Raw genomic sequence first — 25465 nt, 5'->3', positions numbered from 1 at the left:
CCCTAGGGGGTGTCTTGTCGATCAGGCCCCGCGAGCCCGGCCTGATCGGCAAGACACCCCCTAACGGGTGCGGCGCCAGAAGCGCCCGGACCGGCGCCCTTCGTCCCGGACGGGCCCGACGTCGAGGGTCCAGTCCCCCTCGGCGCTCCGGACGGCCACGAGCAGCGGCCCTTCGGGCAGCGGCCGCGAGGACTTCGGCCGCCTGGCCGCCTCGTTCACCAGCAGGTGGTCGCTACCGTCCGGCTCGTAGCCGCGCGCGTAGAAGTACGCGTGGTCGTCGCGCGGGCGCAGCCGGCCGACGAGCTCGCCGGCCGGCCCCGTGTGGAGCAGGACGTCGGCGCCCCGCCCTGCGGCGCCTTCGCCGAGTGGCCGCACGGCGCTGATGGGCCGGATCACGATCTTCCAGTCCTCCTCGCTGTGGGAGCCGACGCGGAGGCGCAGCGGATTCCGGCCCTCGTGGCGCAGCAGCATCCGGCCCTCGTAGTCCCGCAGCGTGGTGTTCGCGAGGAGCTTCTCGCCCTTGCCTGTCTTGCCGACCGCTTCGAGCAGGAAGTAGCCCTCACCCCACCGGTAGGAGTCGACCAGCAGGAACCCGGCCGGCAGGGGAACGTCGACGGTGATGTCGGTCCTGCCGTTGCCGGTGCAGACGAACTCGGGAAAGTCCTCGCCGAAGAGACCGGCGGGTGAGGCCGCCGGGGAGACCGGTGGCCACGGCGACGGGGGTGCGGCCTGGGCCGGGATGCCCGGGGCGGGATCCCCGACCGGGGCAGCGGCCGGAGGCCGGGCCGCGACCGGGGCAGCGTCCTGAGGCGGGGTGTCGACCGGGGCAGCGTCCTGAGGCGGGGTGTCGACCGGCGACGCGGCCTGAGCCGAGCTGGGGACCGGGTCCGTCGTCTTGGTGACGGCGAGGGACAGCGGCTCCACGGAGGCGGGCTCGACGGGGTCCCTCCCCTCGATGCCGAAGTCCTCTGCCAGTCCGACGAGCCCGGAGTCGTACCCCTGGCCCACGGCGCGGAACTTCCACGCGCCGTCGCGCCGGTAGAACTCGCCGAGGACGAACGCCGTCTCGGTGGTCGCGTCGTCGACCTCGTACAGCGCCAGCTGCTCGCCGCTTCCGGCGCTCACCGTCCGCACGTACAGCCCCGGCACCTGCCCGAACATCCCGCCCTCGCTGGAGGCGGTGATCACGACCCGCTGGACGGCCGGCTCGACGCGGGCGGTGTCGATCTCCAGCCAGTCGGCGACCTGGTCGTCCTCGATGCTCACCCGGCCGAGCAGGCGGACCGCCCCGGACAGGTGGGTGAGCTGGTTGTAGAAGACCAGGTCACCGTCGCCCCTGACCCTGCCGGCGGCGTCGAGCAGCAGCGCAGAGGTGTCGACCTCCGGTACCTCGCCACCGGCCGCCCGCCGGACGACCGCGATCCGCCACACCTGCCCGGGGACCGGCAGGTTTCCCCCCTTGACGATCTTTGTCACCGCGCCATGCTGGCACGCGGTGACGGGGAAGTCGACGGGTCGGAACCCGGCCTCCGGCCGGACGGCTGGTGGCCGCGCGGGAAGCCCGGCTTCCGCAGCTGCTTCGGAACCCCCTTCACTGCCGTCCTCGCACCGCTCGGCCCCAGGGGGCCTCACGGGCATCGGGCGGCTGCGCCGGCCTCCGGCCGGACGGCTGGTGGCCGCGCTAGAAGCCCAGCTTCCGCAGCTGCTTCGGATCGCGCTGCCAGTCCTTCGCGACCTTGACGTGGAGGTCCAGGAAGACCGGGGTGCCGAGGAGGGCCTCGATGTGCTTGCGGGACTTCATGCCGACCTCCTTGAGACGGCTGCCCTTCGGGCCGATGATGATGCCCTTCTGGCTCGGGCGCTCGATGTACACGTTGGCGTGGATGTCGAGCAGCGGCCGGTCCGCCGGGCGGTTCTCGCGGGGGATCATCTCCTCGACGACCACCGCGATCGAGTGCGGCAGCTCGTCCCGTACGCCTTCGAGCGCGGCCTCGCGGATCAGCTCCGCGACCATGACCTGCTCCGGCTCGTCCGTGAGGTCGCCCTCCGGGTAGAGCGGCGGGGACTCCGGGAGCAGCGGGATCAGCAGGTCGGCGACGAGCTGGACCTGCTTGTTGCCGACGGCCGAGACCGGCACGATCTGCGCCCACTCGAAGCCCAGCTCCTTGCCGAGCTGGTCGACGGCGATCAGCTGCTCGGCGAGGGTCTTGGAGTCGACCAGGTCGGTCTTGGTGATGATCGCGACCTTGGGGGTCTTCTTGATCCCGGCGAGTTCCTTGGCGATGAACTTGTCGCCGGGGCCGAGCTTCTGGTCGGCGGGCAGGCAGAAGCCGATCACGTCGACCTCGGCCCAGGTGGTGCGCACGACGTCGTTGAGCCGCTCCCCGAGGAGGGTGCGCGGCTTGTGGAGGCCGGGGGTGTCCACCAGGATCAGCTGCGCCTCCGGGCGGTGCACGATGCCACGCACGGTGTGCCGGGTGGTCTGCGGCCGGTTCGAGGTGATGGCCACCTTCTGGCCGACCAGAGCGTTCGTAAGAGTGGACTTGCCCGCGTTGGGGCGGCCGACGAAGCAGGCGAAGCCGGCCCGGTGGACGGCTTCGGTTTCTTGGTTGCGAGCGCTCATGGGGGCCATTGTCCCCGATGAGCGCCCGCCTCACGTACTCACGTGCGCACTCGGCTCGGCGCGGGCCGCCCTGTGGCGTCGGATCCGGAGGCCGAAGAGGCCCGCGGCGCCCCCGACGAGCAGGGTCGCGGCGGCGAGCCAGGGCAGGGCGAGGAAGGAGACCGTGCCGGTTTCCCGGACGTCCTTCGCGGTCGCGGTGAGGGTGATGTCACCCCAGTCGAGCTGCGGGGAGCCGGTCCACCGCTCGGTGAGCCGGATCTTCTGCCGGGGCAGCAGCTCGGACGGCACCTTGGCGAGGTCGCGGTCGAGGAGGGTGCGCCCGAAGAGCCCCTCCGCCTTGAGGGCGACCTTGGGGTTGAGGGTGACGTTGCCCCGGTTGTGCAGCGTGTACGAGACGACCGCGCTGCTCGTGCCGGCGCCGGGGACCAGCGGCCGGTCCTGGTCGACGGTGACGTCCTCGACGCCGAGGGCGGGCACGGTCGGCCCGTTGACCCGCAGGTAGAGGCGGGCGGCGACGGCGCGCTGGACGCCGACGGCGACGGCGCCCTTCCCGCCGGGGCTGATCCGCTCGTCGAGGGCGACGAGCGCCCCGGGGTGGTCGCCGGGGTCGGCGTCGGCGGGGACGGTCAGCGTGTACCGGACGGTGACGGCGGAGCCGGGCGGGACGGTGATCCGGGTCCGCTCGGGCGTGATCCAGGCACCGGCGCCGGTCTGCTTCTCCCGCTGGGTGCGGACGGCGAAGCCGCCGTCCCGGTCGGTGTTGTAGGCGTCGGCGCCGTAGAGCCGGAAGGTCAGCGGGGCGGCCGTCTTGTTGGCGACGGTGACCCGGTCGGTGAGCGTGGAGCCCGGATCGGCGGAGAGGAAGAAGTAGGGGCGGCTGCCCAGCCGGGCGGCGGCCGGATAGACGGCCCACTCGCCGTTCTCGGCGGCCTGCGCGTGCGGGGCGGGGCCCAGCAGGAGGAGCAGGACGCTCAGGAGGAGTACGTACAGCGTGCGCACGAGTCGGAAACCCCCGGGGTGCGGAGCGGGCCGGCCGGGTGCGCGCCCGGCCCGCACGGTGGTCAGGACAGGGTGAGCGTCAGCACGCCCGCGTACGAGCCCGGCGCCGTGAAGGCCGGGACGTCGAGGGAGAGCCCCGCGTCGATGGTGAACTCGCCGCCCGTGAGGGCGCCGTTCGGCGTGGAGGCGAGGGTCGCGCCGCCGCTGCCGACCGGACCGGACGAGCCGGCCGCGCAGGCGCTGGGGCTGCCGGCCTTGGCGGTGCAGGCCGGGGTCCAGCTGAGGTTGCCGGCGCCGATGGAGCCGCCGGTGCCGGTGAAGTCGGTGACCTTGCCGGTGAGGGACCAGCCCGCGGGGCCGCCGCGGAAGTCCTTCACCGTCACCGTCTTGAGGTCGCCGGTCGCCGCGCCGCCCTGACCGAAGTCGACGGACGACAGCTCGACGGCGTCCCCGGCCTGGGTCATGGACAGCTCACCGGCGGTGACGGCCGCGGTGATGGTCTGGCTGTTCGGCGGCGCCGGTACGACGACCTTGTACGCGGCGGGTCCGGCCCCCTTCTCGGGGTCCCAGGCCGCGCCCTCGTAGGCCACGATCCCGGTGGTCGCCACGTCGTTGACCTTCAGGCGCGCGGCGAAGGAGCCCTCGCTGTCGGTCGTGACGGTCATCTTGTCCGCGGTCTCCGCCGCCCCGGCCCGGCCGACGACGGTGACGTCGGTGAGCGGGGTGAACTTGGAACCGTTGACGGTCACCCGGACGCCCGGGTCGCCGGACGCGGTGTCGAGGGCCAGCGCGCGGGTGTTGGGGCTGGTCACGGGGCTCGCGACGACCGTCTCGGAGACCGGGGCGGGCGGGTTGAGCACCGTACAGGGGGTGTCCAGCTCCATGAGGTAGCTGGTGTGGATGTTGTAGTCGCCGGGCGAGAGGGTGATCGACCCGGCCTGGGTGACGGTGAAGGTGCCGGTCATCGAGAAGGCCGGGAAGGAGCCCTTGCCGGGGACCGGCGGGTTCTTCTTGGGGCCGTTGACGGTGACCGCGCCGTTCTGGGCGCCGCCGAGGACGACCTTGCCGCTGGGCGTCATGATGTCGGCCGGCAACGCGAGGTCGACCGGGTTGGACGCGGCGGGCTTGGTGATCGTGTACGTCACCGTGACCGTCTCGCCGACCTTGGGGCTGGCCTTGTCGACGGTGATCTCGGCGGTGGTGGCGCCCGTGATGGGCGGGATGCCGGCGATCGGCGGCGGGACGCAGCGGGTCTGGAATTCCACCGGCTGGGAGGTGGTCGTCGCGCCGGCCGGGGCCGCGAGCGCGCCTCCTGCGACCGCGAGGGCGGTGGCGCCGAGAACGGCGGTCCAGCGCCGTCTTCGGGCCGCCGCCCGGGATCGGGTGAGTGCCATGGGTATGCCCCCTCCTGAGGGATGAGTGGGCGCCATTGACGGCTGCGGGCGGAGAGAAGTCAATGCCAGCGAAAGACATCGACTGATGTCCCGTCAGATACTGTCAAGATCCTCGAAGCGGAGTCGTTTCCCCAGGTCAGCCACCTCTTCCAGGGCGCCGGAACACGACGGAGACCGGTGCCGCCCAGGGCGACACCGGTCCGGTTGGTGCGGGGCTCAGCTGAAGACGAACGGGCCCGGCGACTGCGAGGTCAGCGCGTCACAGTTCACCGTGACCCCGAAGATCACCATCTTGAGGGCGACACCCGCGAAGTACGAGTTGAGGCTGTCGCCGGAGGCCACGGTCCCGCTGAGAGGTCCGATGGTCACGGGCCCCACGGGGAGCGCCGGGTTCTTCTTGCCGCTGAAGACCCGCGTACCGCCACCGGCCTTGGCCAGCGTCAGCGTGGCGTTGATCTGGTTGGCGCCGACCGGGATCGGGGTCGTCACGGACGAGGTGAGGGTGATGGTGGCGGCGGTGCCGCTCTGCGTGGCGACGAGGGTGGCGCTGCCGCCGCCCCACGAACCGCAGTCGTACGTCGCCGTGGCCGAGCCCGGCGAGACGGCGGCGGCCGTCGGCGCGAAGGCGAGCGAGGCGGCGGCGAGTCCTCCGGCGACGACCGCGAAGGTCCCTAAGGTGCTTCTGCTTCTCATGGCGAGTTCGAACCCCTTCCGATGGCGAACGCAGGGGGTGCGGACACTGCGTGAATGGTGGAGATCTGACGGTCCGTCGGGCGGACCGGTGTTCATTGAGACGCAGACCGCATGGGAAGGCAAGAGAAGATGCGGTGATCCTTCACAAACACACAAACGCGCTGACGCGCAAGGGCCCGGCGCGTGTACGCCGGGCCCTCGATGTCCAGTTCTCGCCGCTCGCCCCAGCCTGATCGGCGAGACACCCCCGAGGGGCGGCCGAGTCGCTCAGCCCGCCGTGACCGCCACGCGCAGCCGTCCGTCCGGACCGGCCAGCAGGACCGGGGTCTCCGGGCCGCCGAGGTCCCGTACCGCCGCGCGGTCCTCGTCCGACGCGGACTCGGCGCTCGACACGACGGCCGCCGCCTCCAGGGACTGGGCGCCGCTCGCCACCGCCATCGCGACCGCGGTCCGCAGGGCGCTCAGCTTGAGCGACTCCAGCTCCACGGTCCCCGCCACGTACGTGCGGCCGGTCTCGTCCCGTACGGCGGCCCCCTCGGGCACACCGTTGCGGGCGCGGGCGCTGCGCGCCAGCGTGATGATCTTGAGGTCCTCGGCGCCGAGGTCGCCGTGCTCGCTGCTGAGTGTCATGCCCTGAGCATAGATCCGCTCCGGAACGCCGCCCGCGACGACCCCGAGGCTCAGCCCGCGACCGGGTACATCGCCCCGCGGCGCCCCGCGGGCGACACCAGCCACTCCAGCTTCTCCGCCGTGCCGGCCTCCGGCAGCGGGGTGTGGAGCACGATCACCAGGTCCGGGCGGGCCGGGACCCTGAGCTGGGTCGCCTCGACGTACAGCGTGCCGACCAGCGGGTGCTCCAGCTCCTTGCGGTTCTGGCCGCCGGGCAGGATGTCCCGCCGCTCCCACAGCTCCGCGAACTCCGGGCTCAGCTCCTTGACCTCCTCGACGACCTGCCGGAAACCCTCGTCGTCGGGGCTCTCCGAGCACGCCGAACGGAACTGGGCGACGACCCGGGGGGCGATCTCCTCCCAGTGGCCCATGCGGGTGCGGTACAGCGGGTCGGTGAAGAAGGTGACCAGGCAGTTCTGCGCGGACTCGGGACCCATCCCGAGCACGATCGCCGCCGCGTCGTTGTAGAGGACGGTGTTCCAGTACGCGTCCATGATGTGCGCGGGGAACGGCATCCACGCGTCGATGAGCCGCCTCAGCCCGTCGCACATGTCCCGGTCCTCCGGGGCCGTCTCCGGCGCCGGCGGGTTCAGCGCCGCCAGGACGTACAGATGGCGCCGCTCGGCCGGGCTCAGCCGCAGCACCCGCGCCACCGCGTCGAGCACCTGCGGCGAGACCGTGATGTCCCGGCCCTGCTCGAGCCACTGGTACCAGGAGACCCCGACGCCCGCGAGGACCGCGACCTCCTCCCGGCGCAGCCCCGGCGTCCGGCGGCGCGCGCCACCGTCCGGGAGGCCCGCCTCCGCGGGGCTCACCCGGGCCCGACGGCTCATCAGGAACTCGCGCAGCTCGCCGAGTCGGTGCTGCTTCGTCGTGGTGCTCTCGAGAGCGGTGGCCACGTGTGCTTCCTCCCCCTGGATGCCTGGTGGTACGACCAACAGGATAAGTTCCCGCTCCCCAGCCTTGTTCCCGGACGCCGAAGGTGGGGTCATGGCAACCCTGACCTCTCCCCCCGCGGGCACCGACAGCAAGGCCGCCCCTCCGGCCGCTCCCCCGGTCCTCACCGGCCGCACCCGGCTCATCCTCTTCGTGCTGTGCGCCGCCCAGTTCATGGTCGCGCTCGACTTCTCCGTACTGAACGTGGCGCTGCCCGTCCTCGGTGCCGACCTCGGCCTCGGCCAGTCCGCCCTCCAGTGGGCGGTCACCGCCTTCGCGCTGCCCTCCGGCGGCTTCCTGCTCCTCTTCGGCCGCGTCGGCGACCTCTACGGACGCAAGAAGCTGTTCCTCGCCGGACTCGCCCTCTTCGGCCTCGCGTCGCTGCTCGCCACCTTCGCCTGGAACCCGGCCGCCTTCCTCACCGGACGCGCCCTCCAGGGCATCGGCGCCGCCGCGATCGTGCCCACCGGCATGTCCCTGCTGACCACGACCTTCCCCGAGGGGCCGCTGCGCGACAAGGCGCTCGGCATCTCCGGCACGCTGCTCTCGCTCGGCTTCACCGTCGGCATGGTCCTCGGCGGCGTCATGACGGACACCCTCGGCTGGCGCTCCACCATGGGCCTGCTCGCCCTCTTCGCCGTGATCGTGCTGCCGCTGGCCCCGGGCCTGCTCCCCGAGTCCCGCACCCCCGAGCGGCCCCGCCTGGACGTGCCCGGCGCGGTGACCGTCACCGGTGGTCTGCTCGCCCTGATCTACGCCCTGTCGACGGCGGCCGAGCGCGGCTTCGGCGGCACGGACGTGCAGGTCGGCCTGGTGGCGGGAATCGTGCTGCTCGCGGTGTTCGTGCGGGTCGAGTCCCGGCACGCGGCCCCGCTGGTCTCGCTGCCGATGCTGCGGCGCCGCACGGTCGCCTTCGGCAACCTGGGCGGTCTGATCACCTTCTCGATGATGTCGACCGTCGTCTTCGTCCTCACCCTGTACCTGCAGGAGACGATGGATCTTTCGGCCTTCGCGACCGGACTGATCTTCGGTGTGCAGGGCGTGATGTCGGTCGTGGCCGGCATGCTCGCGCCGAAGGTGATCGGCCGGATCGGCACCCGCGCCACCCTGGTCGGCTCGCTGGTCGGTCAGGGCGTGCTGACGGCCGCGCTGCTCGGCCTGAGCGAGGAGTCGGGCGTGGTCCTGGCGACCGTCGCCGTCTCGCTGGCCTCGATGTGCCACCTCGGCGCGATCATCTCGTACGGACTGACCGTCACCTCGGGTGTCCCGGACGAGGAGCAGGGCCTGGCGACCGGCCTGGTGACGACCACCCAGCAGGTCGGCCTCACGATCGGCATCCCGCTGCTCGGCGTGCTCGCCACCACGGGCGGTGACCTGTTCGGAGGCGTCCGCACGGTCCTCGTCCTGGACACGGCGATCGTCCTCGGCACGGCGGTCCTGGTCGGCCTCGGTCTGCGGCGCCGGTCCTGAACCACGCCGGCGGGAGAGCGACGGCCGGTCGAGAGCTACCGCCTGTCGAGAGCTACGGCCTGTCGAGACGGAGCCGTACGGCCTTCGGCAGACCCGCGACCACCAGGTCGTACGAGTCCTCGACGAGCTCCCGGACCATACGGTCCGGGAGCTCTCCGACGGTCACCGTGTTCCAGTGCCGCTTGTTCATGTGATAGCCCGGGGCGATCGCCGGATGCTCCTCGCGGAGCCGTAGGGCATCGTCCGGATCGCACTTGAGGTTGACCCGCAGCGGCTCGGCTTCGAGCCACGAGAGCGCGAACAGCTTCCCGGCGACCTTGAAGACGGAGACGTCGGGTCCGAACGGGAACTCCTCCGTCGCGTCGTTGAAGTCCAGGCAGAAGGCGCGCAGCTCGTCGGGGGTCATGCCTGCTTCTCCTCCGGTTCCAGGGGTTCCACGAGAACGGTGACGATCTTGTTCCGGCGGCCCGCCGGGGACTCGGCCGTCAGCCGCAGCGAACGCCCGTCCGGCAGCTCCACGACCGCCTTGGCTCCCGCGATCGGAACCCGGCCGAGTGCCTTCGCGAGCAGTCCGCCGACGGTCTCCACGTCCTCGTCGTCGTACTCGTCGGGCCCCAGCCCGTACAGCTCGCCGAGGTCGCCGATGTCGAGGCGCGCGGTGACCCGGTGACTGCCCCCGCCGAGGTCCTGGACCGGCGGCAGCTCCCGGTCGTACTCGTCGGTGATCTCGCCGACGATCTCCTCCAGGATGTCCTCGATGGTGACGATCCCGGCCGTGCCGCCGTACTCGTCGATGACGACGGCGACGTGATTGCGCTCCTGCTGCATCTCGCGCAGCAGGTCACCGGCGTTCTTGGTGTCGGGTACGAAGGCGGCGGGCCGCATCGCCGTCGACACCACGTCCGCCTCGGAGTCCCGGTTGATGTGCGTCTTGCGGACCAGGTCCTTCAGATACACGATGCCGACGATGTCGTCCTCGTTCTCCCCGGTGACGGGGATGCGGGAGAAGCCGGAGCGCAGCGCGAGGGTGAGGGCCTGACGGATCGTCTTGTACCGCTCGATGCAGATGAGATCGGTACGGGGCACCATCACCTCCCGTACGAGCGTGTCGCCCAGCTCGAAGACGGAGTGCACCATGCGGCGCTCCTCGTCCTCGATCAGCGACTCCTGCTCGGCGAGGTCCACCATGGCCCGCAGCTCGGCCTCGGAGGCGAAGGGGCCCTTGCGGAAGCCCTTGCCCGGGGTCAGCGCGTTGCCGATGAGGATCAGCAGCTGCGGGATCGGCCCCATGATCCGGGCCAGCGGCAGCAGGACGTACGCGGCGGCCGTCGCCGTGTTCAGCGGGTGCTGGCGGCCGATGGTGCGCGGTGAGACGCCCACGGCCACGTACGACACGAGGACCATCACGCCGATGGCGACGAGCAGCGCCTCCCAGGTCTCCGGGAAGGCTTCGAGGCAGGCGTACGTGACGAGGACGCCGGCCGCCATCTCGCAGGCGACGCGCACGAGCAGGGCCACGTTGAGATAGCGGGTGGGGTCGGAGGCGACCTGGGCGAGCTTCTCGGCCCCGCGCCGGCCGGACCGTACGGCCTCGGCGGCGCGGAAGCTGGTGACGCGCGCGAGACCGGCCTCGGCGCAGGCGGCGAGCCAGGCCACGACGACCAGGGCCACCGCGCCGAGGATCAGCGAAACGTCCATCGGGGTCAGGAGACGGTCGGCGCCGGGGACGGGCCGGTGAGGCCCTTCTCCTCGCGCCAGCCGTCGACGATCGCCGCCTGGAGGCCGAACATCTCGGCCTTCTCGTCGGGCTCCTCGTGGTCGTACCCGAGGAGGTGGAGCACGCCGTGGACGGTGAGCAGCTGCAGCTCCTCGTCCATGGAGTGCTCCGTCGGCGCGTCCTTGCCCTGCTGGGTGGCGACCTCGGGGCAGAGCACGATGTCACCCAGGAGCCCCTGCGGGGGCTCCTGGTCGTCCTTCGCCGGCGGACGAAGCTCGTCCATCGGGAAGGACATGACGTCCGTCGGACCCGGCAGATCCATCCACTGGATGTGGAGCTGCTCCATCGCCTCCGCGTCCACGACGATCACCGAGAGCTCGGAGAGCGGGTGGATGCGCATGCGCGCGAGCGCGTAGCGGGCGACGTCGAGGATCGCCTGCTCGTCGACCTCGGTACCGGACTCGTTGTTGACGTCGATCGACATGGTGCTTGTGTACTTCTCTCGTTAAGTCGTCACAGCCCGTTGCGGCCGTTGCGGCTGTCGTACTGCTCGTACGCGTCGACGATACGGCCGACGAGCTTGTGCCGGACGACATCCTGCGACGTGAGCGTCGAGAAGTGGACGTCCTGGACGCCTTCCAGGATGTCGCGGACCTGTCGCAGACCGCTCTTCGTCCCGTTCGGCAGGTCGACCTGGGTGATGTCACCGGTGATGACGATCTTCGAGTCGAAGCCGAGGCGGGTGAGGAACATCTTCATCTGCTCGGGGCTCGTGTTCTGCGCCTCGTCCAGGATGATGAACGCGTCGTTCAGCGTCCGGCCGCGCATGTACGCCAGGGGCGCGACCTCGATCGTCCCGCTCGCCATGAGCTTGGGGATGGAGTCGGGGTCGAGCATGTCGTGCAGCGCGTCGTAGAGCGGGCGCAGGTAGGGGTCGATCTTCTCGTAGAGCGTGCCGGGCAGGAAGCCGAGGCGCTCGCCGGCCTCGACGGCCGGGCGGGTCAGGATGATCCGGGTGACCTGCTTGGACTGCAGGGCCTGGACCGCCTTGGCCATGGCCAGGTAGGTCTTTCCCGTACCGGCGGGGCCGATGCCGAAGACGATCGTGTGCTTGTCGATCGCGTCGACGTACCGCTTCTGGTTGAGGGTCTTGGGACGGATCGTGCGACCGCGGTTGGAGAGGATGTTCTGCGTGAGCACCTCGGCGGGGGTCTCCTCGCCGCCCTCCGAACCGTTCTCGCTCGCCCTGAGCATGGCGATCGAGCGTTCCACTGCGTCCTCCGTCATCGGCTGACCGGTGCGGAGCACCAGCATCATCTCGTCGAACAGGCGCTGGATCAGCGCGACTTCCGCCGCGTCGCCCACCGCGCTGACCTGGTTGCCCCGGACATGGATGTCGGCCTGCGGGAACGACCGCTCGATCACGCGGAGCAGCGCGTCACCGGAGCCGAGCAGGCTGACCATCGGATGCTTGGCGGGGACGGTGAAGTGGGCGCGGGCCTGTCCGGGCGCCCCGTCCTGGGGCGATCCGTTGCGGGCTGTGGGTGTCTGAGTCATGGGCCGGCACTGAGGCCTGCGCATACCTCCCGTTGCAGGGTTCTCGCTGCTCGACAACCTCTGGGCTACCAAGCCTACGACTTGGCACGGACAAGCCCGTAGCGGTTTACGGAGGGGCCCGCGGCGGCCGACGGCTCAGGTGTGGGCCGCGCGGAAACCGATCGTCGGCACCGCCCGGCGCAGCGGCCAGGGGCGGGCGGGGGCGGGGAGGAGCCGCTCCAGGAAGGCGTAGCGGTCGCGCAGGGCCTCGGGGTCCTGGCTCTCGTGGCCCTGGACGTGCTGCCACCAGGCGGCGATCTCGCCCCAGGTCGGGGCGGACAGGGAGCCGCCGAACTCCTGGACGGAGAGGGCGGCGGTGAGCCCGGCGAAGGCGAGGCGGTCGGCGAGCGGCCAGTCGGCGAGGGTGCCGGTGACGAACCCGGCGACGAAGACGTCCCCGGCGCCGGTCGGGTCGAGGGCGGAGACCTGGATGGCGGGCACTTCGGCGGTCTCGCCGGTGCCGCCGTCGACGGCGTAGGCCCCTTCGGAGCCCAGGGTGACGACGGCGTAGCGGACCTTGTCGGCCAGGGCGCGGGCGGCGGCCCGGGGGCAGTCGGTCCGGGTGTAGCGCATCGCCTCGGCGGCGTTCGGCAGGAAGGCCTCGCAGTGCGCGAGGTCGGTGAGGCCGGCCAGGTCCCAGCGGCCGGTGTCGTCCCAGCCGACGTCGGCGAAGACCTTGGCGCCGCCGCGGGCGGCCTGGGCGACCCAGTCCTCGTCACGGCCGGGGACGAGGGAGGCGACGGCCGCGCGCGCGTGCGGCGGGTAGGCGGGCAGGGCGCCGTCCAGCGGCGGGGCCTCGTGGCCGTGGGAGACCATCGTGCGCTCGCCCTCGTAGGCCATGGAGACCGTGACCGGGGAGTGCCAGCCGGGGACGGTGCGGGAGAGCGACAGATCGATCCCCTCGCCCTGTTCGAGCGCGTCCCAGCAGTACTCGCCGTAGTGGTCGTCGCCGAAGGCGGCGGCGAGGGAGGTGCGGAGCCCCAGCCGGGCGAGGGCGGTGGCCATGTTGGCGACCCCGCCGGGGCTGGAGCCCATGCCGCGGGCCCAGGACTCGGTGCCGCGGACGGGGGCGGAGTCGAGGCCGGTGAAGATGATGTCGAGGAAGACCGTGCCGGTCAGGAAGACGTCGCAGGCGGGGTCGGTGGGCTCGCGCAGGCACACCAACGGGTCGACCCCGGCGTCCTGTTGCGGCTGGTCTCCCCTTGCTGTGGTCACGGCGGACTCCCCGGTCGTGGTGCGTGGATCGGCACCGTGGTGCCGATCTGGACAGTGTGCCCGATGGGGCTTGAGAGACGGAGAGACACCACGCGACGGTCGCGCGATACCCATCCCTCTCGACCCCAAACCAATTGTGACCCGTATCACGGCCCGAATCGGGGGAATCCACCTTCTCCGCCCACTCGGATGCTTGATACACATGGTGCCGCGACCCCGTGGCTCACCGGGCGCCGTCTCACTTCCCTGTTCAGTTCCTGGAACGCCCATGTCGTCGCGCCCGCGCGTCCCGGGGGGCCTCGCCGCCCTCGTCTGCCTCTTCACCGCCGGTTACCTGGCCCCGTACCTGCTGCCGACCGTCGTCGGCCGGCTCTCCGCCGGGCTCGGCCTCACTCCGTCACAGGCGGGCCTCGTGGGGTCCGTCCTGCTCCTCGGCTCCTCCACCGCGGGCTTCACGCTCGCCGCGCGCGGGGAACGGATCGGCCCCCGCCGGGCGGCCCGCGCGGGCCTGCTCGCGATGGCGGTGGGATACGGCTCCGCCGCCGCGACCGGCATCGTGCCCCTGGTGGTCGCGGGCGCGGTCCTCGGCGGCCTCGGCTCGGGTACGGCGACGGCGGTGGCGGCGGCCGGGATCGCCGGACAGCGGGACCCGCACCGGGCCTCGACGCTCGGCCTGCTCTCGGTCTCGGCCACGGCGGGCGCGCTCTACCTCACCCTCCCGCACCTGTCCGGCGGCCACGCGCCGCCGCTGCTCGCGATCGCCTGCGCGGCGGCCCTCGTGTGGCCGCTCACGAGCAGGCTGCCGGGCACGGTCCGGGAGCCCCGCGAGTCCGCCCCCACCGGCCCCCTCCCCCACCGCACGGCAGGCGCGGTCCTGGCGGGCGGCATCCTCCTCTGGTCCCTCTCCCAGAACGCCCTGTGGGGCGTGAGCGGCCGCATCGGCCTCACCCAGGCCGGACTCTCCGAGGTCACCGTCGGCGCGGTCTTCGCGGCGGCGCTCGGCGCGGGACTCCTGGGAGTCACGGCGGCCGGCGCACTCGGCTCCCGCCTGGGCCGGGCGGTGCCGATCGGCGTGGGCACGGTCGTCATCGCGGCCTGCGTACTGCTCAGCTCGGCGGCGGGAGATCTGACCTCCTTCGCGACCGGCGAGATCCTGTGGAACGCCTGCTACCCGGTGGTCCTCTCCTACCTCCTGGGCCTGGCCGCCTCCCTCGACCCCCGGGGCCGCTGGGCGGTCCTGGTCGGCGCGGCGTCCTCCCTGGGCGTGGCCTGCGGCCCCCTGGCGGGAAGCCTGCTCTCGGAGGGCGCCGGGTACCCGGGCATGGGCATGGTCCTGTGCGCCCTGCTCGTCCTGGTCGCGATCCCGATGACAGCGGTGGCCCGCCACGTCTCGGGCCGCCCCCTGGTCCCGGGCTCGGTGCGGCGCAGGGGCGGCGCGGCGGGCGCGGTCCTGGCGGGCACGGCGGCGGCGACCCCGCCGACGGTCCCGCAGATGGGCGCGCCGGAACAGGAGATCGCCCCCGTGCGGGTCCCGGCGAGCCGCCGCCGCCTTGTGAAGTCGGCCTACAGACTGGCGAGGCCGAGCGACCGGGGGTGAGAGGGGCGCCTGCGGCGAGCCTCTCCCCCACCCCGCCGCAGGCGCTACGCCCGGCCCCCGCCGAACTCGTACGCCTCCACCTCGGAGAGATACCGCGCCCGCCGCCCCTCGTCATCCTCCAGGAACGACGCCTCGAACGAATTCCGCGCCAACTCCCGCAGCTGCTCCGACGACAGCCCCAACGCCTCCCGCACCCCGTCGAAGTTGTCCCCCACATACCCCCCGAAGTACGCCGGGTCGTCCGAGTTCACGGTGACGAGCAGCCCCGCCGCCATCATCGCCGGCAGCGGGTGATCACCCAGCACGTCGATCGCGCGCAACCGCACGTTCGACAGCGGACAGAGCGTCAGCGGCACCCGCTCCCGCACGAGCCGCTCGACGAGCTCCGGGTCCTCCATGCACCGCAGACCGTGGTCGATCCGCTCCACGCCGAGGACGTCGAGCGCCTCACGGATGTACTCCGCCGGGCCCTCCTCGCCCGCGTGGGCGACGCGGCGCAGCCCGAGCGCCCCGGCCGCCTCGTACACCTCGCGGAACTTGGCCGGCGGGTGGCCGACCTCCGCCGAGTCCAGGCCGACACCGGTGATCCGGTCCAGATAGGGCTTCGCGGCGTCCAGGGTCGCGAGCGCCGACTCCGCCGACTCGTCGCGCAGGAAGCACATGATGAGCCGGGTGGAGATCCCGTACCGCTCCTCGGAGCGTTCGAGGGAGGCGCTCAGGCCCTCGATCACCGTGCCGATGGGGACGCCGCGGGCGGTGTGCGCCTGCGGGTCGAAGAAGATCTCGGCGTGCCGGACGCCCTGGGCGGCGGCCCGCTCCAGATAGGCGTCGGTGAGCTCGGTGAAGTCCTCGGCGGTGCGCAGGACCGCCATCAGGCCGTAGTAGAGGTCCAGGAAGGACTGGAGGTCGCTGAAGCGGTACGCCTCGCGCAGGGCGTCGGTGTCCGCGTACGGCAGGGTGACGCCGTTGCGCGCGGCGAGCGCGAAGGCCAGCTCGGGTTCGAGGGTGCCTTCGATGTGGAGGTGCAGTTCGGCCTTGGGGAGAGCCGCGGGGAGGGGCATGCGTGGTGCTCTATCTCTTCGGTACGGGGACCCTCATGAGGTCCTGGGCAATGCTCAGTTCGCCCTCGAACCCGACCGCCCGCGCCTGCCGCTCGAACTCGGCCGGGTCGGAGTAGCGCTGCGAGAAGTGGGTCAGGACGAGATGCCGTACGCCCGCGTCCCGGGCGACCGCCGCGGCCTGTCCGGCCGTCAGATGGCCGTGGTCGGTGGCGAGGCGGACGTCCTCGTCGAGGAAGGTCGACTCGATGACGAGCATGTCGGCGCCGTCGGCGAGCGCGTGCACGCCGTCGCAGAGCCGGGTGTCCATGACGAAGGCGAACCGCTGCCCGCGCCGGACCTCGCTGACGTCGTCGAGGGTCACGCCGCCGAGGACGCCCTCGCGCTGGAGGCGGCCGACGTCGGGGCCCTTGATGCCGTGCGCGGCGAGCCGTTCGGGCAGGATGCGGCGCCCGTCGGGCTCGGTGAGCCGGTAGCCGTACGACTCGACCGGGTGCGAGAGCAGGCACGCGTCGAGGGTGTACGCCTCGGTGACGGCGAGCGGCCCGTCGGCGGCCACCGGCGCCTCGGCCAGCCGCACGGTCTCGCGGTAGGCCGTGGCGTACCGCAGCCGCTCGAAGAAGTGCTGCCCGCTCGCCGGGTAGTGGGCGGTGACGGGGTGCGGGACCTGGTCGAGGTTGATCCGCTGGATCACCCCGGCGAGGCCGAGCGAGTGGTCGCCGTGGAAGTGCGTGACGCAGATCCGGTCGATGTCGTGCGCGGCGACCCCGGCCCGCAGCATCTGGCGCTGGGTGCCCTCACCGGGGTCGAAGAGGATGCCCTGTCCGTCCCAGCGCAGCAGATAGCCGTTGTGGTTGCGGTGCCGGGTCGGGACCTGGCTTGCGGTCCCGAGCACGACGAGTTCCCGTACGGACATGACGGCTGCCGGTCTAGCCGGGGGGCCAGTTGAGGCCGCGGCCGCCGAGCACGTGCGCGTGGGCGTGGAAAACGGTCTGGCCCGCGCCGGCGCCGGTGTTGAAGACGATCCTGAAGCCGCTGCCCTCGACCTTCTCCTGGGCGGCGACCTCTCCGGCCTCGCGCAGTATGTCGGCGGCGACGGTCGGGGCGGCGGTGGCCAGGGACGCGGCGTCCGGGTAGTGGAGGCGCGGGATCACGAGGACGTGGCTGGGCGCCTGCGGGTTGATGTCGCGGAACGCGAGCGTGGTCTCCGTCTCGCGCACGATCGTCGCGGGCACTTCCCCCGCCACGATCTTGCAGAACAGGCAGTCGCTCTGCGGCTCTCCGGCCATGGCCCGGGCCTCCTCGCCTCGTCGGTCGCTACACGCGCATGCTATCCGCCGCCACGGCCGCCGCCGTGTCCCAGGTCAGTCCTTGGGCGCGCGCCGGTTGAGGGCCGAGCGGCTCACCCAGTACGTGATGATCACGGCCCAGAACAGCGGCGTCCCGAGCCCGCCGACCACCCCGGCGTCGAAGGACCAGAGGGCCATCGACACCACCGAGTAGAGCCCGAGCAGCCCCACGGCGGTGGCCATCGCGATCACCGGCCGGCAGGAGCGCGCCACCAGGAGCATCGGGCGGCGCAGCCGGGGCGGCACCCGGCGGCCCATCCACAGCACCCAGCCGCCCCAGGAGCCGACGATCACGGCCACGCCGATCACGAACGGCACGATCGCGTCCGCGCCGGTGTCACCGCTCCGGGCCGGAGCGGCGCCGAACGTCGAGGCGATGAAGCCGAGCAGCGCCACCCAGCGCGCCCCCGCCACCGTGTTCCAGGCCATGGCCTCCAGGTTGTAGCGGGCCTTGCGGTCCTGGAGGTCGAGCGCGGCGGAGGCGACGAAGCCCTCGGCGGCCTGGGTCCAGGCCCCGCGCCGGAACCAACGGCGCCGCAGCCGAAGCAGCGACAGGTTGTTGTGGGCCTCGCTGCTCTGCGGGTTGAGCCGCAGGGCGGCCTCGTACGCCCGCTGCGCGGTGGCGTGATCGCCCCGGCGCTGGGCGGTGAGCCCCACCAGGAAGTGGGCCGCGTCCTCCTCGGGGGCGAGGCTGACGGCGGCCCGCGCCGCCTCGTACGCCTCGACGGTACGCGCGGGCGTACGCGCGTGCTCCGCGAACTGCGCGAGGGCGGTGCCGAGGGCGTAGTGGGTGCCCCAGTACTGCGGGGCGAGCCGGACGGAGTACCGGGCGGCGGTCTCGGCCTCCTGGAACCGCCGCAGTTCGAGCAGGATCTGGACGCGCATCAGCCAGGCCATGAGCAGCTCGGGTTCGGCGCGCAGCGCACCGTCCACGGCTTCCAGGGCGGCCTGGTGCTTCTCGGCACGGTGATGGCAGCGGGCGAGCAGGACGAGCGCCTCGGCGTCCTCCGGTTCGCCCGCCAGGTGCTGGGCGACCAGTTCGCCGGCCTGCGCGAACCGCCCGGTGTCGTACAGGGCCTCGGCGCGCAGGAGCGTGGTCGGCGTGGTCACAGCTTGCGCTTCCGCTTGAGGTGGGCGAGGAGGTCGTCGTACAGGCCGCCCTCGTTGGCGAACATGGCGACGTTCCGGGCGGCGGCGAACCACGGCTCGGTGGACGGCTTGATCTGCTTGGCCGCGCCCAGCAGGTCCTTGGTGGTGATCAGTCGCACGGAGCCGCTGCGGGCGGAGTCGAGCAGCGCGGCCTCGGCGGCCGATTCGCAGACATGGGCGAGGTCGGCGCCGGAGAAGTCCTCGGTGACCTTGACGAGCTTGCCGAGGTCGACGGCCTCGATGGGCCGCTCGCGCAGGTGGTAGCGGAGGATCGCCTCGCGCGCGGTGGCGTCCGGCGGCAGCACGAGGAGCGTGCGGTCGAGGCGGCCGGGGCGGCGCAGCGCGATGTCCACGTCCCAGGGCACGTTGGTGGCGGCGAGCACGAACACGCCCTCGTTGCCCGCGCCGCTGGCGATGCCGTCGAGCTCGGTGAGGAGCTGGTTGACGACGTTGCGCAGTCCGCTGTGGTGAGTCCGGGAGCGCTTGGCGCCGAGGGCGTCCAGCTCGTCGAGGAAGACGACGCAGGGAGCCTGGCGGCGGGCGGTCTCGAAGATGTCGTGGATGTTCTTCTCGGAGGCCCCGATCCACATGTCGAGGACGTCGGAGAGCGAGACGGTGAGGAAGTTCGCGCCCAGCTCGCCGGCGACGGCCCGCGCGATGAAGGTCTTGCCGCAGCCGGGAGGCCCGTAGAGGAGCAGCCCGCCGCGCAGCGACTTGCCGTACAGCCTGCGCAGTTCGGGGTTGCGCATGGGAGCGAGGAAGGCGGCCTCCAGGCGCTCCTTGACCTCGTCCATGCCACCGACGTCGGCGAGGCGTACGGCGCCGGGCGCGTCGACGTCCCAGGCGTCGGCGTCCCCTGCGGCTCCGTCGCCTTCGGCCGCCTGCGGGTCCTCCAGGAAGCGGGGCCCGACGACGTCCTGCACCTGCTGCTCGGCGGCGTCCCAGTCGAAGGCGGGGGCCTTGCCCACGGCCGGCTCGGGCCGCTCGGTCGGCCCGGTCGGCCCGGTCGGCTCGGGGGCGCTCTCCGTGGGGGCCGGGGTCGCGGTCGGCCCGGTCGCGCGCTCCGTGGGAGCGGTGGCCGGGGCCGGCGGCATCCCCATGGCCCGCATCATCAGCGCACGCGCGTCCGCGTCCCCCGGCGCGTGCTGGAGTGCGACGGCCGCCTCCGCGACGGCCTCGTCGTTCCGTCCCTCGGAGAGGAGGAGTTCGGCGAAGTGAAGACGCAGGGGTACGTCACCGGGGGCGGCGGCCACGGCGGCGCGCAGACTGCGGATCAGGGGGGACTCGTCGGCCATGCGGCCAGCCTAAGGAGCGCGCGGGGGCAGCTGTCCACCGGGTTCGGTCCGTTGCACACTCCGTACACTTCGCGGGATGAGACGGGACCGCGTACCGCGCAGGCTGACGGTGGGCGCCACGGTGTGGCTGTGGACGGTCGGGCACCACCACGCCCCGGACTGCCTGACGTTCCTCACCCTGCGCCGCGCCGAGAACCGCCACACCCAGCTCCGTCTGGTCTTCCGGGACGGTCCGGGCCGCATCGTGTCCGGCTACCCCTTCGGCGCCGGCGACATCGCCTCGACCGGCGCCGGCGCCATCCTCAACCTGAACGAGCCGGGCGTCGTACGCCGCTTCCTGGACGAGGCCGCGGCCCGCGGCCTGCTCCCCGCCGCCCACGGCATCCACGACGAGGACGGCTGGCCCCTCTACGACACCCTGACGACAGGGGAAGGACCCGGGAGCGCAGAGGTCGCCGGGAGCCCTGAGGCCGGAAGCGACTGAGGCCTGGAGTGCCTGAGGCCGGGAGCGACTGAGGACTGAAGTGCCTGAGGCCGGAAGTGCCTGAGGCCGGGAGCGATCAGCTCCAGCGGCCCGTGCTCCCCAGGACGAGCGCCGTCGCCGCCGTGCCCGCCGTCGACGTCCGCAGCACGCTCCGGCCGAGCCGGTACGGCTTCGCCCCGGCCGTCTCGAACGCGGCAAGCTCCTCCGGGGAGACCCCGCCCTCGGGGCCGACGACCAGCACGATCGAGCCCTTCTCCGGGAGTTCGGCGGTGGCGAGCGCCCCGCTCGGGTGGTCGCGGTCCTCGTGCAGCACGGCCGCGAAGTCGGCGCCGGCGAGCAGCGCGGCGACCTGCTTGGTCGTCATCAGGTCCGCGACCTCGGGGAACCGGGAGCGGCGCGACTGCTTCCCGGCCTCGCGCGCGGTGGACCGCCACTTGGCGAGCGCCTTGAGGCCCCGGTCGCCCTTCCACTGCGTGATGCAGCGGGAGGCGGCCCACGGCACGATCGCGTCCACCCCGGTCTCCGTCATGGTCTCGACGGCGAGTTCGCCCCGGTCGCCCTTGGGCAGCGCCTGGACGACGGTGATACGGGGCTCCTCCTCGGGGTCCTCGTGGACCTCGTCGACCCGCACGGTGAGCTGGTCCTTGCCCTCGGCGGCCAGCACCACGCACGCGGCCCAGCGGCCCAGGCCGTCGGCGAGGACGAGCTCCTCGCCCTCCCGCAGTCGCTTCACGGAGACGGCGTGCCGGCCCTCGGGGCCGTCCAGGAGAAAACTCCCGGGGCCGGGAACGGCGTCGACGACGAAGACGGGTGCGGTCATGAGGCGCTCCTGTGGGGCAGCTCGGAGAGAGCGGTGTCGAGTTCGGCGGCCAGCACCTCGACCAGCTGCCCGGCGGGGAGTTCGCGGGCGAGCCGGTGGCCCTGACCGGCCCACAGGGCCATGCCCTGGGCGTCACCGGCGGTGGCGGCGGCCTTCCGGATCGGGGCGGTGAGGTGGTGGATCTCGGGGTAGGCGGCGGGGGCGTACGGCCCGTGCTCGCGCATGAAGCGGTTGACGAGGCCGCGCGCCGGGCGCCCGGTGAAGGCCCGGGTGAGGGCGGTCCGGGTGTACAGCGGGTCGGTCAGGGCCCGCTTGTGCAGCGGGTGGGCGCCCGACTCGGGGCAGCAGAGGAAGGCCGTGCCGAGCTGGGCTGCGTCCGCCCCGGCGGCCAGGGCGGCGGCGATCTGCGCGCCGCGCATGATGCCGCCGGCCGCGACGATCGGCAGGGCGACGCTCTCGCGGACCAGGCTGAGCAGGGCGAGCAGTCCGGTGCCCGGGGCGTCCTCGGCGGGATCGTCGCGGAACGTGCCCTGGTGTCCACCCGCCTCGGCGCCCTGCACGCAGACGGCGTTCGCCCCGGCCTGCTGGGCGGCGAGGGCCTCCTCTGCGGAGGTGACGGTCACGATCGTGAACGTTCCCACACGCGCGAAGGAGGCGAGGACCTCGGGCGCGGGGCAGCCGAAGGTGAAGGAGACCACACGGACCGGGTCCTCCAGGAGGATCGCCAGCTTGGCGTCGTACGCGTCGTCACGACAGTCGTCGGTCTCGCCGAGCGGGGTCTCGTACCAGGTGGCCTCGCCCGCGAGCTGATGCCGGTAGACCTCGACGGAGGCGGGGTCGGCGGGCCGCCCGGACTCCGGCAGGAAGAGGTTGACGCCGAAAGGACGTGCGGTGAGCCCGCGCACCTGCTTGATCTCCTGGTAGAGGCCTCCGGCCGTCTTGTACCCGCCGGCCAGGAAGCCGAGCGCCCCGGCCGCGCACACGGCTCCGACGAGCTCGGAAGAGGAGGCGCCACCCGCCATGGGGGCCTGCACGATCGGAAACCGAGAGAGATCGTTCAGTGCGGTGGTGGACATATGGGCATCGTGCCATGCCCCTGCTTCCGGGCCGAATCCGTACGTCAGGTTACGGAAGGGGCGGGCGGAATCCGTACGTCAGGTCGCGGAAGGCGGGCCGGAGACGGGAAAGGGGCGGGGCCGCGTCACCGCGGTCCCGCCCCTTCCGCACCGATTTCCGGGTCCCGTCAGGTCCGCCCGTTGAACGCATCCTTCAACCGCGAGAACAGCCCCTGCTGTCCCGGCTGGAACTGCCCCGTGGGCCGCTCCTCGCCACGCAGCTTGGCCAGTTCGCGCAGGAGGCGCTCCTGCTCCGCGTCGAGCTTGCCCGGGGTCTGCACCTCGACGTGCACGATCAGGTCGCCCCGGCCGTTGCCGCGCAGGTGCGTGACGCCGCGGCCGTGCAGCGGGATCGACTGACCGGACTGCGTGCCCGGCCGGACGTCGATCTCCTCGAGGCCGTCGAGGGTCTGCAGCTGCACCTTGGTACCGAGCGAGGCCGCCGTCATCGGGAGGGTGACCGTGCAGTGCAGATCGTCGCCGCGCCGCTGGAAGGTGTCGTGCGGGGTCTCGTGGATCTCGACGTACAGGTCGCCGGCGGGGCCGCCGCCGGGGCCGACCTCGCCCTCGCCCGCGAGCTGGATCCGGGTGCCGTTGTCGACACCGGCCGGGATCTTCACCGTGAGGGTGCGGCGGGACCGGACCCGGCCGTCGCCCGCGCACTCGGGGCACGGGGTCGGGACCACGGTGCCGAAGCCCTGGCACTGCGGGCAGGGGCGCGAGGTCATGACCTGGCCCAGGAAGGACCGGGTGACCTGCGAGACCTCGCCGCGACCGCGGCACATGTCACAGGTCTGCGCGGAGGTGCCGGGTGCGGCGCCCTCGCCCGAGCAGGTCGTACAGACGACCGCCGTGTCGACCTGGATGTCCTTGGTGGTGCCGAAGGCCGCCTCGTTGAGGTCGATCTCCAGACGGATCATGGCGTCCTGGCCGCGGCGGGTCCGCGAGCGCGGGCCGCGCTGCGAGGCCGTACCGAAGAAGGCGTCCATGATGTCGGAGAAGTTGCCGAAGCCACCGGCCCCGAAGCCGCCCGCGCCGCCTCCGCCGGAGGCCGAGAGCGGGTCGCCACCCAGGTCGTAGACCTGCTTCTTCTGCGGGTCCGAGAGGACCTCGTAGGCGGCGTTGATCTCCTTGAAGCGTTCCTGCGTCTTCGGATCGGGATTCACATCCGGGTGCAGCTCGCGCGCGAGCCTCCGGAAGGCCTTCTTGATCTCGTCCTGGGAAGCGTCGCGGCGCACGCCGAGTACGGCGTAGTAGTCCGTGGCCACTTACGACTCCGCCAGGATCTGTCCGACGTAACGTGCCACTGCGCGTACCGCTCCCATCGTTCCGGGGTAGTCCATGCGGGTCGGTCCGACCACGCCGAGTTTGGCGACTGCCTCGCCGCCCGAACCGTAGCCGACCGAGACGACTGACGTGGAGCTCAGCCCCTCGTGGGCGTTCTCGTGCCCGATGCGTACGGTCATGCCCGATTCCTTGGCCTCGCCGAGCAGCTTGAGGAGCACGACCTGCTCCTCCAGAGCCTCAAGGACAGGCCTGATCATCAGGGGGAAGTCGTGTCCGAAGCGGGTGAGATTGGCGGTGCCGCCGATCATCAGCCGCTCCTCGTGCTCCTCGACGAGGGTTTCGAGGAGGGTCGCGAGCACGGTCGAGACCGTGGCGCGGTCCTCGGGCTCCTCGAAGGACTCGGGGAGGTCCTGCACCAGCTGCGGCACGTCGGCGAACCGGCGGCCGACGACCCGGCTGTTGAGCCGGGCCCGCAGGTCGGCGAGCGAGGTCTCGCCGAAGGGCGCGGGGCAGTCGATGACCCGCTGCTCGACGCGGCCGGTGTCCGTGATGAGCACCAGCATCAGGCGGGCGGGAGCCAGCGAGAGCAGCTCCACGTGCCGGACGGTCGAGCGGGTCAGCGAGGGGTACTGGACGACGGCGACCTGACGGGTCAGCTGGGCGAGCAGCCGGACCGTACGGCCGACGACGTCGTCCAGGTCGACCGCGCCGTCGAGGAAGTTGTGGATGGCGCGGCGCTCGGGCGTCGACAGCGGCTTGACGCCGGCGAGCCGGTCGACGAAGAGGCGGTAGCCCTTGTCGGTCGGGATGCGGCCGGCGCTGGTGTGAGGCTGGGCGATGAAGCCCTCCTCCTCCAGGACGGCCATGTCGTTGCGCACGGTGGCGGGCGAGACGCCGAGCTTGTGACGCTCGGTGAGCGCCTTGGAGCCGACGGGCTCCTCCGTCCCGACGTAGTCCTGGACGATGGCACGCAGGACCTCGAGTCTGCGTTCGCTGAGCATCGTGCGCACCTCCAGCTGTCGTCGTCGTTCCGGTTGCTCCGCTTTTGGCACTCGCCCTGTTCGAGTGCCAGCGATCCCCCGGCCAGTGTACGGCGGCGGGCATCGCTCCTGGCAAGGTGGCGACGCCTCCACCGGTTAGCGTCGCCGCATGGACGTGGATTGGGAAGCGTACGGATGGGAGCGGCTCGCGGACGGGGTGGGCCGGCGACGCCTGCCCGGGTGGGACGCCACGGTCGGACTGGCACTGGGCGAACGGGCGGTGCTGCTGTACGACACGGGCTCCTCGCTCGCGGAGGGCGCCGAGCTGCGGACACAGATCACGGACCTCACGGGCGGCCGCAGAGTGACGCACATCGCACTGAGCCACCCCCATTTCGACCACGTCTTCGGCACCGCGGCGTTCTCGGGAGCAGAGGTCTTCGGCGCGGTGGGCTCGGACGAGCTCCTCGGCCGGGTGCGGGACCGGGAGGCGCTGCGCGCGGACGCGGTACGGCACGGGCTCGACGAGGCGGCGGCGACGGAGGCGGTGGACGTCCTGGTGACCCCGCGGCACGTGGTCTCCGGCGAGTGGACGCTCGACCTGGGCGGCCGGCAGGTCCTCCTGGCGAACGTCGGCCCCGGCCACACGGGCCACGACCTGGTGCTCCTGGTGCCGGGTGAGCGCGAGGTGGTCTTCTGCGGCGACCTGGTCGAGGAGTCGGGCGAACCACAGGCGGGCCCGGACGCGATCCCCTCCCGCTGGCCGGACGCGCTCGACCGGCTGCTGCGGCTCGGCGGCGAGGACGCGGTGTACGTGCCGGGGCACGGGGCGGTGGTGGACGCCACGTTCGTACGACTCCAGCGGGAGGAACTGGCAACGCGCTTCTCCGTCGCATAACGTCGCCCGAATGCGCAGCTACAACCCGGACCTGACGCCCCCCCTGACTGCATCTCCCGGGGGGCGACCCCCGGACCCCCAGCCGTGCCTTCCGACACCGCGCCGCCCTGGACAGGATCGA

Annotated in this window: 25 protein-coding genes; 4 read left to right on the top strand and 21 right to left on the bottom strand. The window is 72.4% G+C overall.

Features of this window, described 5'->3' with window-relative positions; all coding sequences use genetic code 11:
- Positions 1-60: 60 nt before the first annotated feature.
- From E0F75_RS23755 to E0F75_RS23725, 7 genes are all read right to left on the bottom strand, one after another.
- On the bottom strand, positions 61-1476 hold the full coding sequence (locus E0F75_RS23755; protein WP_229312803.1) for a TerD family protein: 1416 nt from the start codon (positions 1474-1476) through the stop codon (positions 61-63).
- 205 nt (positions 1477-1681) lie between these two features.
- Complete coding sequence (era, locus tag E0F75_RS23750; protein WP_374115426.1) at positions 1682-2632, bottom strand: GTPase Era; 951 nt, start codon at positions 2630-2632, stop codon at positions 1682-1684.
- 21 nt (positions 2633-2653) lie between these two features.
- Positions 2654-3622: a WxL protein peptidoglycan domain-containing protein gene (locus E0F75_RS23745; protein ID WP_187624574.1), complete on the bottom strand. Its 969-nt coding sequence runs from the start codon at positions 3620-3622 to the stop codon at positions 2654-2656.
- A 62-nt stretch (positions 3623-3684) separates the two neighbouring features.
- Entirely contained in the window at positions 3685-5016 is a 1332-nt protein-coding gene (locus tag E0F75_RS23740) for a beta-xylosidase (protein ID WP_187624573.1), read from the bottom strand.
- 216 nt (positions 5017-5232) lie between these two features.
- On the bottom strand, positions 5233-5709 hold the full coding sequence (locus E0F75_RS23735) for a hypothetical protein (protein WP_187624572.1): 477 nt from the start codon (positions 5707-5709) through the stop codon (positions 5233-5235).
- A 267-nt stretch (positions 5710-5976) separates the two neighbouring features.
- Positions 5977-6339 carry a cytidine deaminase gene (locus tag E0F75_RS23730; RefSeq protein WP_187624571.1) on the bottom strand — a complete coding sequence of 121 codons (363 nt, stop codon included), beginning with the start codon at positions 6337-6339 and terminating at the stop codon, positions 5977-5979.
- A 50-nt stretch (positions 6340-6389) separates the two neighbouring features.
- Entirely contained in the window at positions 6390-7211 is an 822-nt protein-coding gene (locus tag E0F75_RS23725) for a helix-turn-helix transcriptional regulator (protein ID WP_267499531.1), read from the bottom strand.
- A gap of 157 nt (positions 7212-7368) precedes the next feature.
- Here E0F75_RS23725 and E0F75_RS23720 point away from each other — a divergent pair, with 157 nt between their 5' ends.
- Positions 7369-8784, top strand: a complete 1416-nt coding sequence (locus E0F75_RS23720; RefSeq protein ID WP_187624569.1) for an MFS transporter — start codon at positions 7369-7371, stop codon at positions 8782-8784.
- A 52-nt stretch (positions 8785-8836) separates the two neighbouring features.
- On the opposite strand, the gene E0F75_RS23715 is transcribed toward E0F75_RS23720, so the two are convergent.
- The 5 genes from E0F75_RS23715 to E0F75_RS23695 all read right to left on the bottom strand — a co-directional run bounded on the left by E0F75_RS23715 (position 8837) and on the right by E0F75_RS23695 (position 13312).
- The gene (locus tag E0F75_RS23715) at positions 8837-9190 is read right to left on the bottom strand and encodes an MmcQ/YjbR family DNA-binding protein (protein WP_187624568.1); all 354 of its coding nucleotides are present in this window, start codon (positions 9188-9190) and stop codon (positions 8837-8839) included.
- A complete protein-coding gene (locus tag E0F75_RS23710; RefSeq protein ID WP_187624567.1) occupies positions 9187-10482 on the bottom strand; it encodes a hemolysin family protein in 1296 nt (431 codons plus the stop codon). The genes E0F75_RS23715 and E0F75_RS23710 overlap by 4 nt, the downstream gene beginning before the upstream one ends.
- Before the next feature lie 5 nt (positions 10483-10487).
- Entirely contained in the window at positions 10488-10985 is a 498-nt protein-coding gene (ybeY, locus tag E0F75_RS23705; RefSeq protein ID WP_187624566.1) for an rRNA maturation RNase YbeY, read from the bottom strand.
- A 29-nt stretch (positions 10986-11014) separates the two neighbouring features.
- A complete protein-coding gene (locus E0F75_RS23700; protein WP_187624565.1) occupies positions 11015-12058 on the bottom strand; it encodes a PhoH family protein in 1044 nt (347 codons plus the stop codon).
- Positions 12059-12193: 135 nt separating this feature from the next.
- Entirely contained in the window at positions 12194-13312 is a 1119-nt protein-coding gene (locus tag E0F75_RS23695) for a carbohydrate kinase family protein (RefSeq protein ID WP_055598777.1), read from the bottom strand.
- 268 nt (positions 13313-13580) lie between these two features.
- On the opposite strand from E0F75_RS23695, the gene E0F75_RS23690 reads away from it, so the two are divergent.
- A complete protein-coding gene (locus tag E0F75_RS23690) occupies positions 13581-14909 on the top strand; it encodes an MFS transporter (RefSeq protein WP_187624564.1) in 1329 nt (442 codons plus the stop codon).
- Between the two features lie 44 nt (positions 14910-14953).
- On the opposite strand, the gene E0F75_RS23685 is transcribed toward E0F75_RS23690, so the two are convergent.
- The 5 genes from E0F75_RS23685 to E0F75_RS23665 all read right to left on the bottom strand — a co-directional run bounded on the left by E0F75_RS23685 (position 14954) and on the right by E0F75_RS23665 (position 19760).
- Positions 14954-15970, bottom strand: a complete 1017-nt coding sequence (locus E0F75_RS23685; protein ID WP_187624563.1) for an adenosine deaminase — start codon at positions 15968-15970, stop codon at positions 14954-14956.
- Between the two features lie 10 nt (positions 15971-15980).
- Entirely contained in the window at positions 15981-16883 is a 903-nt protein-coding gene (locus E0F75_RS23680; protein ID WP_187624562.1) for a ribonuclease Z, read from the bottom strand.
- A gap of 13 nt (positions 16884-16896) precedes the next feature.
- Positions 16897-17256 (bottom strand): histidine triad nucleotide-binding protein, encoded by a 360-nt coding sequence (locus E0F75_RS23675; protein WP_187624561.1) that lies wholly within the window; start codon positions 17254-17256, stop codon positions 16897-16899.
- A 75-nt stretch (positions 17257-17331) separates the two neighbouring features.
- Positions 17332-18426 carry a tetratricopeptide repeat protein gene (locus tag E0F75_RS23670; protein WP_187624560.1) on the bottom strand — a complete coding sequence of 365 codons (1095 nt, stop codon included), beginning with the start codon at positions 18424-18426 and terminating at the stop codon, positions 17332-17334.
- Positions 18423-19760, bottom strand: a complete 1338-nt coding sequence (locus tag E0F75_RS23665; protein WP_187624559.1) for a 26S protease regulatory subunit — start codon at positions 19758-19760, stop codon at positions 18423-18425. The genes E0F75_RS23670 and E0F75_RS23665 overlap by 4 nt, the downstream gene beginning before the upstream one ends.
- Before the next feature lie 76 nt (positions 19761-19836).
- On the opposite strand from E0F75_RS23665, the gene E0F75_RS23660 reads away from it, so the two are divergent.
- Entirely contained in the window at positions 19837-20244 is a 408-nt protein-coding gene (locus E0F75_RS23660) for a hypothetical protein (RefSeq protein WP_187624558.1), read from the top strand.
- A 76-nt stretch (positions 20245-20320) separates the two neighbouring features.
- On the opposite strand, the gene E0F75_RS23655 is transcribed toward E0F75_RS23660, so the two are convergent.
- The 4 genes from E0F75_RS23655 to hrcA all read right to left on the bottom strand — a co-directional run bounded on the left by E0F75_RS23655 (position 20321) and on the right by hrcA (position 24467).
- Positions 20321-21064 (bottom strand): 16S rRNA (uracil(1498)-N(3))-methyltransferase, encoded by a 744-nt coding sequence (locus E0F75_RS23655; RefSeq protein WP_187624557.1) that lies wholly within the window; start codon positions 21062-21064, stop codon positions 20321-20323.
- Entirely contained in the window at positions 21061-22140 is a 1080-nt protein-coding gene (locus E0F75_RS23650; protein ID WP_187624556.1) for a nitronate monooxygenase, read from the bottom strand. Before E0F75_RS23650 ends, E0F75_RS23655 begins: the two co-directional genes overlap by 4 nt.
- 167 nt (positions 22141-22307) lie before the next feature.
- Positions 22308-23447 (bottom strand): molecular chaperone DnaJ, encoded by a 1140-nt coding sequence (gene dnaJ / locus E0F75_RS23645; protein ID WP_187624555.1) that lies wholly within the window; start codon positions 23445-23447, stop codon positions 22308-22310.
- Entirely contained in the window at positions 23448-24467 is a 1020-nt protein-coding gene (hrcA, locus tag E0F75_RS23640; protein WP_187624554.1) for a heat-inducible transcriptional repressor HrcA, read from the bottom strand.
- A gap of 148 nt (positions 24468-24615) precedes the next feature.
- Here hrcA and E0F75_RS23635 point away from each other — a divergent pair, with 148 nt between their 5' ends.
- The gene (locus tag E0F75_RS23635; RefSeq protein WP_187624553.1) at positions 24616-25344 is read left to right on the top strand and encodes an MBL fold metallo-hydrolase; all 729 of its coding nucleotides are present in this window, start codon (positions 24616-24618) and stop codon (positions 25342-25344) included.
- Positions 25345-25465 lie beyond the last annotated feature (121 nt).

Origin of the sequence: Streptomyces sp. CB02980 (genome assembly GCF_014451325.2) — a bacterium.
Classification (GTDB): domain Bacteria; phylum Actinomycetota; class Actinomycetes; order Streptomycetales; family Streptomycetaceae; genus Streptomyces.
The sequence above is the reverse complement of the archived record's forward strand: the minus strand, read 5'-3'. Positions and strand labels throughout refer to the sequence as shown.